Annotated in this window: 14 protein-coding genes and 1 pseudogene; 8 read left to right on the plus strand and 7 right to left on the minus strand. The window is 64.9% G+C overall.

What is annotated here, in order from left to right:
• Positions 1–31 precede the first annotated feature (31 nt).
• Positions 32–307, plus strand: a complete 276-nt coding sequence (locus ACFQS4_RS16560; RefSeq protein WP_500194518.1) for a hypothetical protein — start codon at positions 32–34, stop codon at positions 305–307.
• Here the strand turns inward: ACFQS4_RS16560 and ACFQS4_RS16565 are convergent.
• Complete coding sequence (locus tag ACFQS4_RS16565) at positions 265–1041, minus strand: hypothetical protein (RefSeq protein WP_500194520.1); 777 nt, start codon at positions 1039–1041, stop codon at positions 265–267. The two genes, ACFQS4_RS16560 and ACFQS4_RS16565, sit on opposite strands and share 43 nt — an antisense overlap.
• Before the next feature lie 177 nt (positions 1042–1218).
• Between ACFQS4_RS16565 and ACFQS4_RS16570 the strand changes: the two genes are divergently transcribed.
• From ACFQS4_RS16570 to ACFQS4_RS16580, 3 genes are all read left to right on the plus strand, one after another.
• The gene (locus ACFQS4_RS16570; protein WP_500194523.1) at positions 1219–2091 is read left to right on the plus strand and encodes a TIGR01548 family HAD-type hydrolase; all 873 of its coding nucleotides are present in this window, start codon (positions 1219–1221) and stop codon (positions 2089–2091) included.
• A 76-nt stretch (positions 2092–2167) separates the two neighbouring features.
• Positions 2168–3718 carry an FAD-dependent oxidoreductase gene (locus ACFQS4_RS16575; protein WP_500194525.1) on the plus strand — a complete coding sequence of 517 codons (1551 nt, stop codon included), beginning with the start codon at positions 2168–2170 and terminating at the stop codon, positions 3716–3718.
• Between the two features lie 93 nt (positions 3719–3811).
• Positions 3812–4396 carry an L-threonylcarbamoyladenylate synthase gene (locus tag ACFQS4_RS16580; RefSeq protein WP_500194527.1) on the plus strand — a complete coding sequence of 195 codons (585 nt, stop codon included), beginning with the start codon at positions 3812–3814 and terminating at the stop codon, positions 4394–4396.
• Between the two features lie 30 nt (positions 4397–4426).
• On the opposite strand, the gene ACFQS4_RS16585 is transcribed toward ACFQS4_RS16580, so the two are convergent.
• On the minus strand, positions 4427–5164 hold the full coding sequence (locus ACFQS4_RS16585; RefSeq protein ID WP_500194530.1) for a CRISPR-associated protein Cas4: 738 nt from the start codon (positions 5162–5164) through the stop codon (positions 4427–4429).
• Between the two features lie 137 nt (positions 5165–5301).
• Entirely contained in the window at positions 5302–5892 is a 591-nt protein-coding gene (locus ACFQS4_RS16590) for a conditioned medium-induced protein 4 (RefSeq protein WP_500194532.1), read from the minus strand.
• A 177-nt stretch (positions 5893–6069) separates the two neighbouring features.
• On the opposite strand from ACFQS4_RS16590, the gene ACFQS4_RS16595 reads away from it, so the two are divergent.
• The gene (locus tag ACFQS4_RS16595; protein WP_500194534.1) at positions 6070–8217 is read left to right on the plus strand and encodes a heterodisulfide reductase-related iron-sulfur binding cluster; all 2148 of its coding nucleotides are present in this window, start codon (positions 6070–6072) and stop codon (positions 8215–8217) included.
• Here the strand turns inward: ACFQS4_RS16595 and ACFQS4_RS16600 are convergent, their stop codons facing one another.
• Complete coding sequence (locus ACFQS4_RS16600; protein ID WP_500194536.1) at positions 8218–8937, minus strand: type 1 glutamine amidotransferase; 720 nt, start codon at positions 8935–8937, stop codon at positions 8218–8220.
• Between the two features lie 317 nt (positions 8938–9254).
• Positions 9255–10097: an alpha/beta fold hydrolase gene (locus ACFQS4_RS16605; RefSeq protein ID WP_500194538.1), complete on the minus strand. Its 843-nt coding sequence runs from the start codon at positions 10095–10097 to the stop codon at positions 9255–9257.
• A 173-nt stretch (positions 10098–10270) separates the two neighbouring features.
• Between ACFQS4_RS16605 and ACFQS4_RS16610 the strand changes: the two genes are divergently transcribed.
• The gene (locus tag ACFQS4_RS16610) at positions 10271–11431 is read left to right on the plus strand and encodes an HD domain-containing protein (RefSeq protein WP_500194541.1); all 1161 of its coding nucleotides are present in this window, start codon (positions 10271–10273) and stop codon (positions 11429–11431) included.
• 267 nt (positions 11432–11698) lie between these two features.
• Complete coding sequence (locus ACFQS4_RS16615) at positions 11699–12328, plus strand: DUF8528 domain-containing protein (protein ID WP_500194543.1); 630 nt, start codon at positions 11699–11701, stop codon at positions 12326–12328.
• Positions 12329–12358: 30 nt separating this feature from the next.
• Here the strand turns inward: ACFQS4_RS16615 and hisB are convergent, their stop codons facing one another.
• Positions 12359–12946: an imidazoleglycerol-phosphate dehydratase HisB gene (gene hisB, locus ACFQS4_RS16620; protein ID WP_500194545.1), complete on the minus strand. Its 588-nt coding sequence runs from the start codon at positions 12944–12946 to the stop codon at positions 12359–12361.
• A gap of 268 nt (positions 12947–13214) precedes the next feature.
• Here hisB and ACFQS4_RS16625 point away from each other — a divergent pair, with 268 nt between their 5' ends.
• Positions 13215–13484 carry a DUF8028 family protein gene (locus tag ACFQS4_RS16625; RefSeq protein ID WP_253430712.1) on the plus strand — a complete coding sequence of 90 codons (270 nt, stop codon included), beginning with the start codon at positions 13215–13217 and terminating at the stop codon, positions 13482–13484.
• 142 nt (positions 13485–13626) lie between these two features.
• On the opposite strand, the pseudogene hisA reads toward ACFQS4_RS16625, so the two are convergent.
• A pseudogene (gene hisA, locus ACFQS4_RS16630) lies at positions 13627–14364 on the minus strand (1-(5-phosphoribosyl)-5-[(5-phosphoribosylamino)methylideneamino]imidazole-4-carboxamide isomerase).
• Positions 14365–14497: the final 133 nt, after the last annotated feature.

Below are 14497 nucleotides of genomic sequence, written 5' to 3' on the forward strand. Positions count from 1 at the left end.
GTCCGTGCTCGATGCTCGAGCGACTGGTACGATGGTTGACGACGATTCGGAGAGCAATCCGGTGGGTACTCTCGAAGGTATGGAGATAATTCACGACGAGGAAGGGGGAGAGAGCAAAGACGATAATACGGTCAAAAGCCGTGAAGAGACCGGCGATGACCGGTACGAGTCACTGAAAGGGGAGAACGCACTGGAGTCCGGGCGCGTACAGCGAGAACGCGAATCGCGTCTTGTGGCTGCATCTCGGCGGGAAATTACCATCGGTCACTCGGCTTCGTTGAGAATCGTTTCGGGTACCTCAACCTGAACCGGTTCGTTGTACTCCTCGTACTCTACGTGAACAGTGATGTTAGTGGTGCCGAACGACTTGGTCGTTGCGTTCAGTTCAACCGTGGCATGCGTGATGTACCCGTCGGTGATCCCAATTTCAGCGGAGAGTGACTCGATTTCACCGATTTCGTGCTGGTTCTTGTTCAGGTCGAACTCGGCAGCACCGCCGAGCGTATCGAGAATCTCGTCTCGGGTCTCCTGGTCATCAGGATTCGCTGTGTAAATGTACGTGTCTCCGTCCTGCTCGGGATCAGTGTCGTCAATTACGCTAAGTAAGGCTGTTGAGTCGATGTACTCCGCAGATACATTCTCCCACGGGAGTTCTTTCACGTACACTTGCTCTTCCGCGGATCGGTTCTCTTTGTATACCGTGTAGCCGTGCCCATCTTTGTACCACACTTCTCCCTCGCTCAATTCGTCGCTGTTCCAATCCCACCAATCCCTTTCAACGACTGCGAGCAGTTCCTCGTTTTCGAGGTCGTACACGACGTTGGCAGTTCTCGTGTGTCCCCATTCGTATTCACTCCCACTCCCCTCTTCGAACCGCGTGACGGTGACTGTCTCTGTAGTCGTGGCGGAGTCAGCATTCTCCACGTTATCGATGACTGCGTCTGTATCAGGAGGCCCAGGATTTCCGGCAGTGCGGTCTATGCAACCCGACGTGACGATCAGGACGGCGAGAAGAAAGACCGCAAGCGTAACGCGACTCATTAGTGATTCTAACTGATTTTTCTTCTGACTAAAACCTTAGGTAGTGAGTACTATCCGGGGACGTCTCCGAGGAGAATCTCAACCTTGTTGGCGTTTCGTCGATGAGTGAAGGCTCGAGCAATCGATCGAAATGTGAAAGTCGATACGTCCATACGGAAGGCCCACCAGACGTCAGCCATGCACGCAGACGCCGTCGTCCTCGACATCGACGGAGTGATCGTCGACGTCGCTGACTCCTACCGGCGGGCCATCGTCGAGTCCATCGATCACGTCTACGGCCGGACCATCGAGAAAGACGACATTCAGCTGTTCAAGGACGCGGGCGGCTTCAACAACGACTGGGAACTCACCGACGCTGCGGCGCTCTACCTATTGGCCAACGGCGAGGGTTTCCAGCGGTCGATCGAGGACTTCACCGACGCCATCGCCGACGCGGGCGGCGGTCTCGAGGCCGCCGAATCCGTCGTTCGCGAGGAGTGCGGCGCTCGAGCGACCGAACGAATCAAGCAGCGGTGGGATCGCGAACGGCTCCGGGACGTCTTTCAACAGCTCTACCTGGGAAGTGACCTCTACCGCGGCCTCGAGGGCGGTGAACCGGATACAGACCTCGAGGCTCGGGGGTTCATCCACGACGAGCCCCTGTTGCTCGCCGATGAGACCCGCGAGCACCTCACCGGGCGCTACGACGTGGGAATCGTCACCGGCAGGCCGGCCGCCGAAGCCGAGATCGCGCTCGAGCGCGCGGGGCTCGGCATTCCGGCCGAACACCGCTTCACGATGGACGACTGGAAGGAGGGCAAACCGCACCCACGAGCCCTGACGACGCTCGCCAAGCGCTTCGACGCCAGCGAGGTCGTCTTCGTGGGCGATACGCTCGACGACGTCCGAACTGCGACGAACGCCGACGAGGCCGACCCCGACCGCGATTACCATGGCGTCGGCGTTCTCACCGGCGGACTGACCGGTGAGGAGGGCCGCCGGAAGTACGACGCCGAGGGGGCCGCCGCGGTCCTCGAGTCGATCGACGAGTTGCCGGAATTGCTCGAGTAATCGTACCCAACCAGGTCGTCCCATCGGGGCGCACACCCGTTTTTTCTCCCTCGACGACGAGTATCGAGGCGAGACGATGGTCGAGCCCCCACCCTTCCACGATGACGAGACGCTCCCCGGCGAACCGACCTCCCCGTGGCTCGCGACGACCCCCGATGCGACCTACCCGTCGCTCGAGGGTAACGCGACGGCCGACGTCTGTATCGTCGGTGCCGGAATCACCGGCCTCTCGACGGCGTACGAACTCCGGGAGCGCGGGCTGTCGGTGATCGTCCTCGAGCGCGACCGGATCGCGTCCGGCGTGACGGGCAAGTCGACGGCGAAGGTCACGAGCCAGCACGGCCTGTGCTACGACCACCTGCGCCAGGAGTTCGGCCGGGAGACGGCGCGGACGTACGCCCGGGTCAACGAGGCGGCCATCGACACTGTCGAGTCGCGAGTCGACGACCTCGAAATCGACTGTGGGTTCGAGCGCCAGCCGTCCTATTGCTACGGCGACGACCCCGACGAGTTCCGACGAGAGGCCGACGCCGCTCGGCAAGTGGGCCTCCCCGCATCCTTCGTCAAATCGGTGCCGCCGTTCGAACGCGCCGCCGCGGCCGTCAAGTTCGACGACCAGGCCTGGTTTCACCCGCGGAAGTACCTGCTCGGCCTCGCCAGCGCGCTCGAGGGAAAGGACGGGGTCCGCATCCACGAACGAACGCGCGTGACCGACGTCACACCGGGGAACCAGCCACGCGTCGAGACCGACGGGGGAACTGTGCGAGCAAACCGAGTCGTCCTCGCCACCGGCTTCCCCCTCCTCGATCGGGTCGGCTTCTTCACCCGACTGTACCCGAAACGGTCGTACGTCCTGGGCGTTCGGCTCGAGGACGAACCACCCGAGGGGATGTACTACCGGGACGGCGACCCGTACCGGTCCGTCCGAACGTACCGCGACGATGACGAGACGCTGTTGTTAGTCGGCGGCGAGAACCACAAGACCGGACAGGGCGGGTCGACCGCCGACCGGTACCGCCGACTGGCGCGCTGGACGCGCGAGCACTTTCCCGTGGCGTCGATCGAGTACCGCTGGTCGACGCAGGACTACGTCTCGGTCGATTCCGTGCCGTTCGTCGGCCCCGCGGGTCCGGGGGCGAAACACGTCCTCGTCGCGACCGGGTTCGGGGGCTGGGGGATGACCAACGGCACCGCCGCCGGTCGGTTGCTGGCCGAGACCATCGCCGATGAGGAACCAACAGCACAGGCCCTCGAGACGTTCGACCCACTCCGATTCACGCCGAAGCCCTCGCTCCCGAAGACGCTCACCGAGAACGCCGACGCCGCGAGCCAGTTCGTCACCGACTGGGCGCGGACGCTCCTCTCGCCGGCGGTCGCGTCGATCGAATCGGGGGAAGGCCGGGTCCTGCGGCGGGGACCGAAACCAATCGCGGCCGCGCGCGACGACGAGGGCGACCTCCACGCGGTGTCGGCCGTCTGCACCCACACCTACTGCGTCGTCGACTGGAACGACGCCGAGTGCACGTGGGACTGTCCCTGCCACGGGTCACGCTTTTCACCGGACGGGACTCTGCTCGAGGGACCGGCGACCGAGGACCTCGAACCTGCAGAACGGGACCTCGAGTGACGTCGCCACGCTCGACGATCGGTGAGTGAACCGAGCCGACGGCCGTGGGACGGTACGTTTTTGCTCCTGACGACCCGACGCTCGCACACGCACATGTCCGACCTCGAGCGAGCGGCAACGGCCATTCGGAACGGGAGCCTCATCGTCTACCCGACCGAGACGGTGTACGGCCTCGCAGCGAACGCCCTCGACCCCGCGGCCGTCGAGCGCGTCTTCGAGGTCAAACACCGGGATCGATCGAAGCCGATCTCGCTCGCCGTTCCGTCGGTTCAGGCGGCTCTCGAGCACGTCCGGGCGAACGATCGCGAACGCCAGTTCATGGCCCGGTTTCTCCCCGGTCCGGTGACGGTGCTCTGTCGTCGCCGCGAGACCGTCCCCGACGTGCTCACCGCCGGCGACGAGCGCGTGGGCGTTCGGGTTCCGGATCACGACCTCGCACTCCGCCTCTGTGAACGCGCCGAAACGCCGATCACGGCGACGAGTGCCAACGTCAGCGGCCGCGGGAGCGTTCGACGTCTCGCCAACCTCGATCCCGAGGTGCGAGAGGCCGTCGCCGTCGTCCTCGAGGCCGGCGAGACGGCCGGCACCGAGAGCACCGTCGTCGACGTCGCCACGGGGACAATCCACCGGCGTGGCGCACTCGCCGACGAGATCAAGGCGTGGCTCGCCGCCCACTGACGACGCCCACGTTCTCACCGCCGGATCGCGTCACCCGAACCCAAGCAACGACCGGAGGCTCCGCGTCCGGACGCCGCAGGTGTCGGCGTACTCGCAGGCGGTGCACTTCTCGCGATTGCTGAGCCGCGGCGGTGGCTCCTCGAGTTCGCGAACGGTTCGGAGCGCCCGTCGATACTCGGCCTTTCGGCGCGTCGTCATCGGAACGTATCGAATCTCTCCGTAGGCCGGATACTCGAGCCAGGCGCCGCCGACTGGCCGCTGGTGTTCCCAGGCGAGTGCCTTCGCTGCGGCGACGGCGTGGACGCGCTGGGGTTTCCAGACGCCCTGGTCGGGCGGTTTGCCGGCGGATACGAGCGCCGGTTCGAGCGGGTCGGTCAACACCTTGTGCACGATACCGCGGCACTCCCGACCGGTGACGAGCGCGTCCACGGTAGAAGGGTCACAGGTTGCCTTCCACCGATTCCCGTTCACTGTCGTCACGTGGCGGTCGCGATTCGGCGGCGGCTGGAACCGCGTCTCCTCGGCGGCGTTCGTCAATCGATCACGGGTTCGACAGAGTCTGGCGCGATAGACGGATGGCTCGAGTTCGATCGGCTCGTCGGCGAGTGCCTCGTCGGTCGCCGTGAGGAGGGATTCGTACCGGGTCGCGAGGTCGCGGACGGCGGCGACTCCGGGTGGCGGCTCGCGGTCGTCGGCGCGTCGGGCGTAGTAGAGCTTTCGCGGACAGTAGGTGGCCGTCCGGAGGTCGCTGAACGCGACGTGTGACATGGGCGGTCTGGCCGCGTGTTACTATATAAACTGTCGGCTCGGTGGGGACGAATCGGACTGCACGGACGTGGCGCGGTCAGAAGAAACAGTCGTGCGGAGTGGTCAATCAGAAGGGAACAGCGGTACGAAGTGGCCGATCAGAAGGAGACGTCCGTTTCCATGCCCTCGGTCGCGTCCTCGAGGCCATCCTCCCGGACGTCGCTCGCCATCTTGGAGGCGAGTTCCGAGTCGGCCAGCAGGCTATCGAACTCGTCACGATAGCGGTCGTTCGCCGCTCGCGATTCCGCTTTCGCGGCCGCAACCAGACGGTAGCGCCGGATCGTCTCCGGGTCGACGTCGTACTCTTCGGCGAGGGTCGCGTCGGATTCGTCCCGTTCGCGAATCGCTACCAGGTCGATTTCGTCGGCATCGCCTTCGTCCACGAGGTGAAGCGCACATCGGGCCTCGAAGACGTCCTGTGGGTTGACCTCGAGGTCGGCGGCGATCTCGTCGTCACCGTCGCGTTCGTAGTAGCGTCTCGCGACGGTCTGTAGCTCCGCCTCCGATAACGGCGTCTCGAAGCCGTAGCGTTCGCGCATCTGTGCGATCACGTTTTCGAGGCGCTCTTCGACGGTTCGCTCGTCCTTCTCGAGCGATCCACGGGTGTCTTCCTGGGATTCGGTGACGGTCTCTTCGCCGTCGGTAACGCTGGTGAAGATGTCTCGGAGTTCTTCGGTTTTCTCGTTCATGGATGCACACTGGAGACGGGTGGATATTTAAGCCTGTTGCCGTATAGCGTTGGCCGACGGGTGAGCGAACCGTTCTCAATAAACTCTCAACGGCGTATCGATTCTCGGACGACGGCTCCGGGACACCCCGTGGACGGTGTGACAAGAGTTAAGTACGTTCTCTCCGCGTCATAGTACATGAACGTTGTCGCACAGACGGAGGTGACCAGGGAAACGTACTACGGTGTCTCCTCCGTGGAGAAGGTGCTGTTTTACTTCCTCGCCGCCGTCGCCATCCTCGTCTTCCTGTTCGGCGTCTACGCGCGGTTCGCCCGCTACGCCGAGGGAGACGACGACCCCTTCCCTCGCGTCGACGACCTCGCGAGTCGAGTCGTGGCCGCGGCGAAAATCGTCCTGACGAACGAAAAGCAGTTCAATCGCGACCTCTACGGCGGACTGATGCACGCCTTCATCTTCTGGGGCTTTCTCTCGCTGTTCATCGCGACCTCGATTCTCGCCTTCGACGAGTACGCCTACGGCCTCGTGCTCGACGCCTCCTTCTGGCACGGCGACTTCTACCTGGCCTACCAGTTCATGGTCGACGCGATGGGCCTGCTGTTCGTCGTCGGCCTCGGGATGGCGATGTACCGCCGGTACTGGGTGCAAAACGAGCGCCTGTGGGGTCGACACACTTCCCTCGAGGACACCGCGTTCGTCTGGATTCTCTTTCTCCTGGGCCTCGGCGGGTTCGTTCTCGAGGGGATTCGGATCTACGCGACCGGCATGCCCGAGTTTGAGGTGGTGAGCTTCGTCGGCTACGGCCTGGCGATGGGCCTCGGGGCGCTCGAGTCGATGGGCATGAGCGAGTCGCTCGCGACCTCGATGCACTGGTGGGCCTGGTGGTCGCACTCGCTGCTCGCGTTCTTCTTCATCGCGTGGATCCCCTACGCGAAACCGTTCCACATGCTCTCGTCGTTCGCCAACGTCGTCACGCGCGACGAGAAGGCCGGCAAGCGCCTGCCCGGCGTCCCCGCCGACCTGGACGCGACGAACGCCGAGTCTATCGACGACTTCACCTGGAAGGAGATCCTCGACCAGGACGCCTGTACCAAATGTGGGCGCTGCTCGGCGGTCTGCCCCGCGAAGGCGTCCGACCGTCCGCTCGACCCGCGAAACGTCATCCTCGACCTGAAGTCCTACCGCGAGAGCCTCGACGCCGGTGGCGAGGAACGACCGATCATCGCCGACGGGGGTACCTCGGTCATCGACGCGGAGACGATGGAATCGTGCATGGCCTGTATGGCCTGCATGGACGCCTGTCCCGTCGAGATCGAGCACCTCCAGTCCTTTACGCGACTCAACCGCCAGCTGGTCGACCAGGGTGACGTCGATTCGAACATGCAGGACGTCTTCCAGAACGTCATGCAGAACGGCAACACCTTCGGCGACTCGCCCCGGAATCGCGCCGACTGGGCCGACGAACTCGAGTTCGACCTCGCGGACGCTCGCGAAGAGGAAGTCGAGTACCTCTGGTACGTCGGCGACTACCCGAGCTACGACGAGCGCAACAAGCGGGTCGCCCGCTCGCTGGCGACCATCCTCGAGGCCGCCGACGTCAGCTTCGGCATCCTCTTCGAGGACGAGAAGTACGACGGCAACGACATCCGCCGCATCGGCGAAGAGTTCCTCTATCTCGAGCTGGCGGGCCACCACGTCGAGTCGTTCGAGGCCTGTGACTTCGAGAAGCTGATCTGCACCGACCCGCACAGCTACAACACGTTCGAGAACGAGTACCCTGAGGTCGACTTCGCGGAGTTCGCGGACGATCCGATGATGCCGTTCGAGTACGACGAGTACTGGAATCAGCACGGGGAAATCGAGGTACTCCACTGGACGCAAGCCGTCGAGGAGCTGGTCCGGGACGGCAAACTGGCGCTCTCGGGCACCGAACTCGACTACACCGTCACCTACCACGACCCCTGTCACCTCGGGCGGTACAACGACGAGTACGAGGCCCCGCGCGAACTCATCCGGGCGACCGGCTGTAATCTCCAAGAGATGCCGCGCAATCGCGCCGACTCGTTCTGTTGTGGCGGCGGTGGCGGCGGCCTCTGGATGGACTTCGACGAGGAGCCGAAACCGAGCGAGGAACGGCTTCGAGAGGCGGTCGAGGACACCGACGCCGGAGCTGGCGTCGAGAAATTCGTCGTCGCCTGCCCGATGTGCATGACGATGTACGAGGACGGGCGCAAGACCGGCGGGTTCGAAGCGGACATCGAGATCGTCGACGTCGCGGAACTGCTCGTAGAGGCGATCGGTCAGCGCGAGGCAGCGGGCCTCGAGTGATCACGCCGAGACGTTTCGAGCCCCGTCGTCCGCGGCCGCTCGCTCACGAACTTCGCGCACGAAATCGACGAAGTTCTCGAAGACGAGACTCGCCGGACGCGTCTTCGCGTGATTCTCGTCGGTGACCTCGGCGAGTAGACGCTCGCGGATTTCGGGCTCGAGGTCCTTGTTCTCGAGCAGCTTTCGCATCGTCGGCTGGTCGAACTCGGGGTGGAACTGGACGCCGAAGACGCTCCCGAGGCGATAGCCGTGGTTCGAGTACTCGTTTTCGGCCAAGGGCTCGGCATCAGGGGGTAACTCGAGGACGGCGTCGGAGTGGCTCGTGTAGGCGACGAACTCGCGGTCGATTCCGTCGAACAGGGGCGAGTCGCCGGTGTGCTCGATATGACTGTAACCGACTTCGTACTCGCCCATGTCGTCGACGGACCCGCCGAGGACGTCAGCCAGGAGTTGGTGGCCCCAGCAGATGCCCAGAAACGGGACGTCACGGTCGATGGCTTCGGCAACCCACTCCTTTACCGGCGCGATCCAGTCTTCGTCCCAGTAGACCGAAGCTCTCGAGCCCGTGACGACGACGCCGTCGTAGTCGTACGTTTCGGGGAGTTCACCGTCGGTGATGTCGAACTCGGCGAGCGAGGCGTCGAGTTCGCGTCGAAAGTTTCGTCGCGTGCTCTCACCCTCGTAGGCGGCGTTGAGCAGCGCGAGACGCACCTGTGTCATAGGTCTGTAGATGTCCTCCGGATAGTAAGGCCTTCTGCCCGCTCGCTCACGGAAGTCGCTCCCGAGAAAAACACGGGGGATGTGGTGGTTGATAGGTGGTGTGGGTGGAACGTTGACGAACGATTCGACAGACTGATCCCGCCCGTCCCCGTGCAGATTCTACTCCGGAGCGAGCGAGCATGAATTCACCGGATACCGTCAGTTCCCCAGCCGATTTTTGGTGTCAGCGCCCTCGTCTGCGACTGACACCGCTAGGGCGCTCACCGCTCGAGGCGCTGTTCAAGCCCCTCGCTCTAAGCAATCCTCGCTCGAGGCACTCACTGCTCAAGGCCATCGGTGTGGTCCTCGAGGAACCCGAACAAGTGATCGTTCACCGTCCGCGAGCGTTCGACGTTCGCGAGGTGGCCAGCGCCCTCGAGCGGAACGAACGTCCCCCTCGGAAGCCCGTCGGCGAGGTCTCGCCCGGTGTCGGGTGGGACGAGCGCGTCGGCCGTGCCGTGGAGGACTAACGTCGGCTGGGTCACCTCCACGAGCCACTTCTGGGCGTCGAACTCGGCGAGAGCGGCAAGTTGCGCACGTCGCCCGGCGGGCTCGGCGTCGCCCTCGAGACGCCAGTCCACGATGCCGTCGACGACGTCCGGCTGGCGGTCTCGAAAGTTCCCGGAGAGGGCGGACTCGAGGGTGGATCGAATCGCGTTGCGTCGGTCGTCTTGGGCGGTCGTCGCGTCACCACTCGTTTCTTCGCCGCCGTCTTCCAGCGGGTCGAACAGCGCCTCGAGGTCGAACGCCGACCCGTGTGCGGCGGTTCCCAGGAGCGTTAGCGTCTCGACGCGCCCGCTCGAGCGAGTGGCCTCGAGGGCGATGGCGCCGCCGAGTCCCAGGCCGACGACGTGGACGCTCCGGCTCCCGAGCTCGCGGCAGATGGCTTCGAAATCGCTCGCGAGCGTCTCGAGGTCGTACGGCCCGGTCGTCCCCTCGGAGCGACCGGTGCCCCGGAGGTCCCAGACGACAGTCTCGAAGGGGCCTGCCAGGGAGGCGTGTTGCCAGCCCCAGAGCCAGCCGCCGAGGCCGGCCTCGTTGACGAAGACCACCGCTGGCCCCTCGTCGCCGCCCTCGGCGCTGTAGAACAGCGACGCACCGCGGTTCCGTACGGTCGGCATGCGGTATTCGAGGGGGCGGGAACACAGGGGCGTTTCGGTTCGTGCACGTCGACTCGAGAACGAAACCGAGACCGTGAACGAGAACGAAACCGAGACCGTGAACGAGAACGAGAACGAAAACCCGGTCGCGACGGTTCCGATTTCGTTTTGACACTCCCGCCGCGAGTACGCCCATGAACGCGATCAAAGACGCCGTCCACGACTACGTCGAGGTCGACGGCGTCGTACAGGATCTCCTGGACACGGCGGCGATGCAGCGACTCCGGTACGTCAAACAGCTCTCGACCGTCCGACTGGTCTACCCCTCGGCCAGCCATACCCGATTCGAACACAGTCTCGGGGTCTACCACCTCGCGCGCCAGGCGCTCACCCACCTCGGCGTCGAGGGGGCCCGCGCGGAGGCCGTCCGCGCGGCGGCGCTGCTCCACGACGTCGGCCACGGTCCCTACGGCCACCAGACCGAGCGGATCATCGAGCGTCGCCTCGGCCGCCACCACGACGACGTTCACCACCTATTCGAGGACTCGGAACTGGCGGCCGTCCTCGAGTCCCACGGTCTCGCCCCGGAGGTGGTCGCGGACCTGATCGCCGGCGAGGGCAAACTCGGCCAACTCGTCTCGGGCGACCTCGACGTCGACCGGATGGACTACCTCGTGCGCGACGCCCACCACACGGGCGTCCCCTACGGTACGGTCGATCCGGGGCGGCTCGTTCGGGTCCTCCGGTTCGTCGACGACGCGCTCGTCCTGGAAGAGGGCAACGTCGCCACCGCCGAGAGTTTGCTGGTCGCCCGCGCGCTGATGAACGCGACCGTCTACCGCCACCACGTCTCCCGCATCGCCGGGTCGATGCTCGAGCGTGCCTCCGAGACCCTGCTCGAGGAGACCGACCTGACGGCCGAGCGATTCGCCCGGATGACCGATGCGGACCTCCTGTCGGCGCTCCGGGAGTGCCAGCCCACGACCGATTTCGCGGCTCGACTCGCGGAACGGCGCCTCTACAAGCGAGCGGCCTGGGCCGAACTCGAGGCGGTGCCGGAGTGGCTGCTCGAGGCCGACCACGACGAGGTTCGAGAACTCGAAGACGACGTCGCCGACCGGGCAGACGTCGATTCGCGGTCGGTCGTCGTCGACTGTCCAGGTCGGCCGAGCATGCCCGAGACCGAGACGCGCGTCGTCGTCGGCGGCTCCGTCCGCAGGCTTCACGAACAGTCGCCGCTCGTCCAGGGGTTACAGGCCGCCCAGCGCGCCCAGTGGCGGCTCGGTGTCTACGCCCCGGAGGCCGACCTCGAGGCGGTCGAACGGGCGGTCTCGTCAGTGCTGGCCCTCGAGTGACCACGGTCGACGTGTCGTAGAATACGGGGGGATGGGCGACGCGTGTGACGCCGCCATCGTACTGGATTTGTGGCCCGTCGCAGGTACCCCTACCCAGGACAGGCTCTATGTTATATGGTCTCAAGGAACATGATTCTATCGCTCGCTGTCGGCCAGTGAGACACGAGGGCGACGCTCCGTGGCGAGACCACGTTTGCTCGATTCGTCGAGACTCGACCCAATCGCGTCTGACTCACGTTTTTGGTCGTCCGGTTCGGACGAACGTTCATGCGCGCAATCCAGAGCTGTGACTTCTGTGGCGAACCGGCTGCCGGCACCTTCGAGATCGTCCCGGCGGCGCTCGAGCCGAGCGAGCGCGAACAACGTCGCGCGGTTCTCTGTGACGCCTGCCACGACCGCCTGGAGACGCTCCTCGAGCCGTTACTCGACCGACTTGAGGACGGGAGCGAGAGCGGGCACGACGGAAACGGACGTTCCTCGCGCGACGACACGCCTCCCGAAACCAATGACGTCGCCGTATCGATCGGCGGAAACGACGAAACCCGTACCGCCGACGGGAGCCGAAGCGACGGCGTCGAGGCCGCCGCTCGAGCGAGCGGACAGGGCGTCACGACAGAACCGAACGTCGACGCCGAACGAGAGTCAGCCGGAGACAGTGCTGAACCCGACGATAAAGATACTGAACCCGCATCGAACAACGACTCACAGCCGCCGGCCGCCTACGGCAAGGTCCTTCGACTCCTCCGCAACCGCGAACTCCCGATGGACCGCGCCGACCTCGAGGGGCTCGCCGCCGGCGCCTACGACCTCGAGAACCACGAGGTCGACGCGATCATCGACCACGCGCTCGCGGAGGGGAAACTCGTCGAGGACGGCGACCAGTTGCGACGGCCGTAGCGGGCGCCGTCGTCATCGTTATCGCCATCGCTAAAGCGTTCCTTTGGTGCTCGGCGTCCCCTCGCGCCGCTCGTCGAGTCGCGTCGCGTCGTCGAGCGTTCGCGCGAGGGCCTTGAACAATGCCTCGACTTCGTGGTGGGCGTTCTCGCCGTCGACGGCCAAGTGGAGGGTGAGCCCGGCGTGCATCGCCAGCGACTCGGCGAAGTGACGCGCCATGTCGCTCGTGAACTCCCCTACCCGATCCTGTGAGAACGTGCCGTCGAAGTAAAACCGGGAGCGCCCGCTCACGTCGACGACTGCGTCCGCGACCGCCTCGTCGAGCGGGACGCGCCGGTCGGCGTACCGGACGATTCCCGCGCAATCCTCGAGCGCCTCGTCGAATGCGGTTCCGATGACGATGGCGACGTCCTCGACGGTGTGGTGGTCGTCGACGTGGAGGTCGCCGTCGCAGTCGAGTTCGAGGTCGAACAGGCCGTGCTCGGCGAAGGCGGTACACATGTGATCGAAGAAGCCGATCCCGGTGTCGATCTCGGCGGTTCCCGACCCGTCGACGGCGAGGGTGCACTCGATAGTCGTCTCGCCCGTTTCGCGGGAAACGGTCGCCGTTCGCTGACTCATGCTCGAGGTATGCGGCGGCCGATACAAGGCGATTGCGCTCGAGGCGGTGTCAGATCGGCTCGAGTTTAGTCCTGTTTGTGGCGAGATTCGACGACAGAAATTACCGCCTCTAATGGAGTTTTAAAATTTTAGGAGCGTTCTAAACGCGTTTCAGGCACCTGATACCCCAGTCGATAATCGGTGAAACGGACCGAAACGACCTCAATGTTCGTCCCCCTATATGATGGGTGCAGTGAATGTCTCTGCTACCCAGAGGTGTTCGATGACCATGCCAAATCCGTCCCCGCCCTCGACTGAATCGCTCACGCCCTCCCCCGAAGCGGTTAGCCAGTACAGTTCCCGACTTCGCCAGACGCTCGGCGTCGTCAGGCCCTCAGCACAGTTCCTGAGTTTCTGGATCGCCATCGCGCTGCCGTTCGCGTACCTGCCCCTCCTCGCGAACGGCCTGAACGATCCGACGATCGCCCTGACGTTCGTGACGCTGCTGGTCGTCAACGTCTTCGCTCTGTACGCCGGTCACGGCTACAATCAGCACTGACGGTCGACACTGCTGGGGCCCTCCACTCCTCCAACTTCGACCCTCCACTCCTCCAACTCTGTCTTCCTTCTCGACCCACGTACCGCGCTCCACTCCACTTTTCGCACGTCGTCGGTGAACGACCGTTTCGCCGCTCGCCGGATTACCCGCCGTCAGCCACTCGCTGGGCCGCCTCGAGCGTGAGCGCCCCCTCGTAGAGCGCGCTCCCGACGACGACCGCCGCGGCCCCGGCCTCGCGAAGCGCCACGACGTCCTCGAGCGACGCCACCCCGCCGCTGGCGACGATCGGGATGTCGGTTGCGTCGACGAGGTCGCGGACCGGTTCGGTCCGGACGCCCTCGAGTTGCCCCTCGACGTCGACGTTCGTGAAGAGGATCGCCGCGGCGCCGAGGTCGTCGTACCGCTTCGCGGCGTCGACGGGCGTGATGCCGGCGCCTTCGGTCCAGCCCTCGACGACGACCTCGCCACCTTTCGCGTCGAGGCTGACGACGACGGAGTCCGGGTACTCGGCGCTGATCTCGGCTACGATGTCGGGATTCTCGACGGCCGCCGTCCCCAGGATGACCCGGTCGAGGCCGCGCTCGAGGAGGTCGAACGCGTCGCTGGCGGTTCGAATGCCGCCGCCGAGCTAGGTCGGCACGTCGACGGCCTCGAGGACGGCGTCGATGGCGTCAGCGTTCGCTCGCTCGCCCTCGAACGCGCCGTCGAGGTCGACCAGGTGGAGACTGCGCGCGCCGGCGTCAATCCACCGCTTCGCGGCCGCCACGGGGTCCCCGTAGCGTTTCTCGGTGCCGCGCTCGCCCTGGACGAGCTGGACGACCTCGCCGTCCTGGACGTCGACCGCCGGAATCACCTCAAAGTTCGCGAACTGCTGGCTCATGCGGAGTACGCAGAGGGCGACGCGAGTAAAGCCCCCGGTTTTCGGTTACGGTGCGGTCCCCGGTCGTCGTTTTACTACTCCTGTTGACGCTCGTGACGACTCCCTGAATCGTCGCGCTCTGAAGCGTCTGACC

Origin of the sequence: Saliphagus sp. GCM10025317, from assembly GCF_042663665.1 — an archaeon.
GTDB lineage: Archaea > Halobacteriota > Halobacteria > Halobacteriales > Natrialbaceae > Natronosalvus.

Excerpts from the sequence above, each read along its gene's own strand:
- ACFQS4_RS16560 (WP_500194518.1), top strand. The coding sequence starts at position 32 with ATGGTTGACGACGATTCGGAGAGCAATCCGGTGGGTACTCTCGAAGGT.
- ACFQS4_RS16565 (WP_500194520.1), bottom strand. The coding sequence starts at position 1,041 with ATGAGTCGCGTTACGCTTGCGGTCTTTCTTCTCGCCGTCCTGATCGTC.
- ACFQS4_RS16570 (WP_500194523.1), top strand. The coding sequence starts at position 1,219 with ATGCACGCAGACGCCGTCGTCCTCGACATCGACGGAGTGATCGTCGAC.
- ACFQS4_RS16575 (WP_500194525.1), top strand. The coding sequence starts at position 2,168 with ATGGTCGAGCCCCCACCCTTCCACGATGACGAGACGCTCCCCGGCGAA.
- ACFQS4_RS16580 (WP_500194527.1), top strand. The coding sequence starts at position 3,812 with ATGTCCGACCTCGAGCGAGCGGCAACGGCCATTCGGAACGGGAGCCTC.
- ACFQS4_RS16585 (WP_500194530.1), bottom strand. The coding sequence starts at position 5,164 with ATGTCACACGTCGCGTTCAGCGACCTCCGGACGGCCACCTACTGTCCG.
- ACFQS4_RS16590 (WP_500194532.1), bottom strand. The coding sequence starts at position 5,892 with ATGAACGAGAAAACCGAAGAACTCCGAGACATCTTCACCAGCGTTACC.
- ACFQS4_RS16595 (WP_500194534.1), top strand. The coding sequence starts at position 6,070 with ATGAACGTTGTCGCACAGACGGAGGTGACCAGGGAAACGTACTACGGT.
- ACFQS4_RS16600 (WP_500194536.1), bottom strand. The coding sequence starts at position 8,937 with ATGACACAGGTGCGTCTCGCGCTGCTCAACGCCGCCTACGAGGGTGAG.
- ACFQS4_RS16605 (WP_500194538.1), bottom strand. The coding sequence starts at position 10,097 with ATGCCGACCGTACGGAACCGCGGTGCGTCGCTGTTCTACAGCGCCGAG.
- ACFQS4_RS16610 (WP_500194541.1), top strand. The coding sequence starts at position 10,271 with ATGAACGCGATCAAAGACGCCGTCCACGACTACGTCGAGGTCGACGGC.
- ACFQS4_RS16615 (WP_500194543.1), top strand. The coding sequence starts at position 11,699 with ATGCGCGCAATCCAGAGCTGTGACTTCTGTGGCGAACCGGCTGCCGGC.
- hisB (WP_500194545.1), bottom strand. The coding sequence starts at position 12,946 with ATGAGTCAGCGAACGGCGACCGTTTCCCGCGAAACGGGCGAGACGACT.
- ACFQS4_RS16625 (WP_253430712.1), top strand. The coding sequence starts at position 13,215 with ATGCCAAATCCGTCCCCGCCCTCGACTGAATCGCTCACGCCCTCCCCC.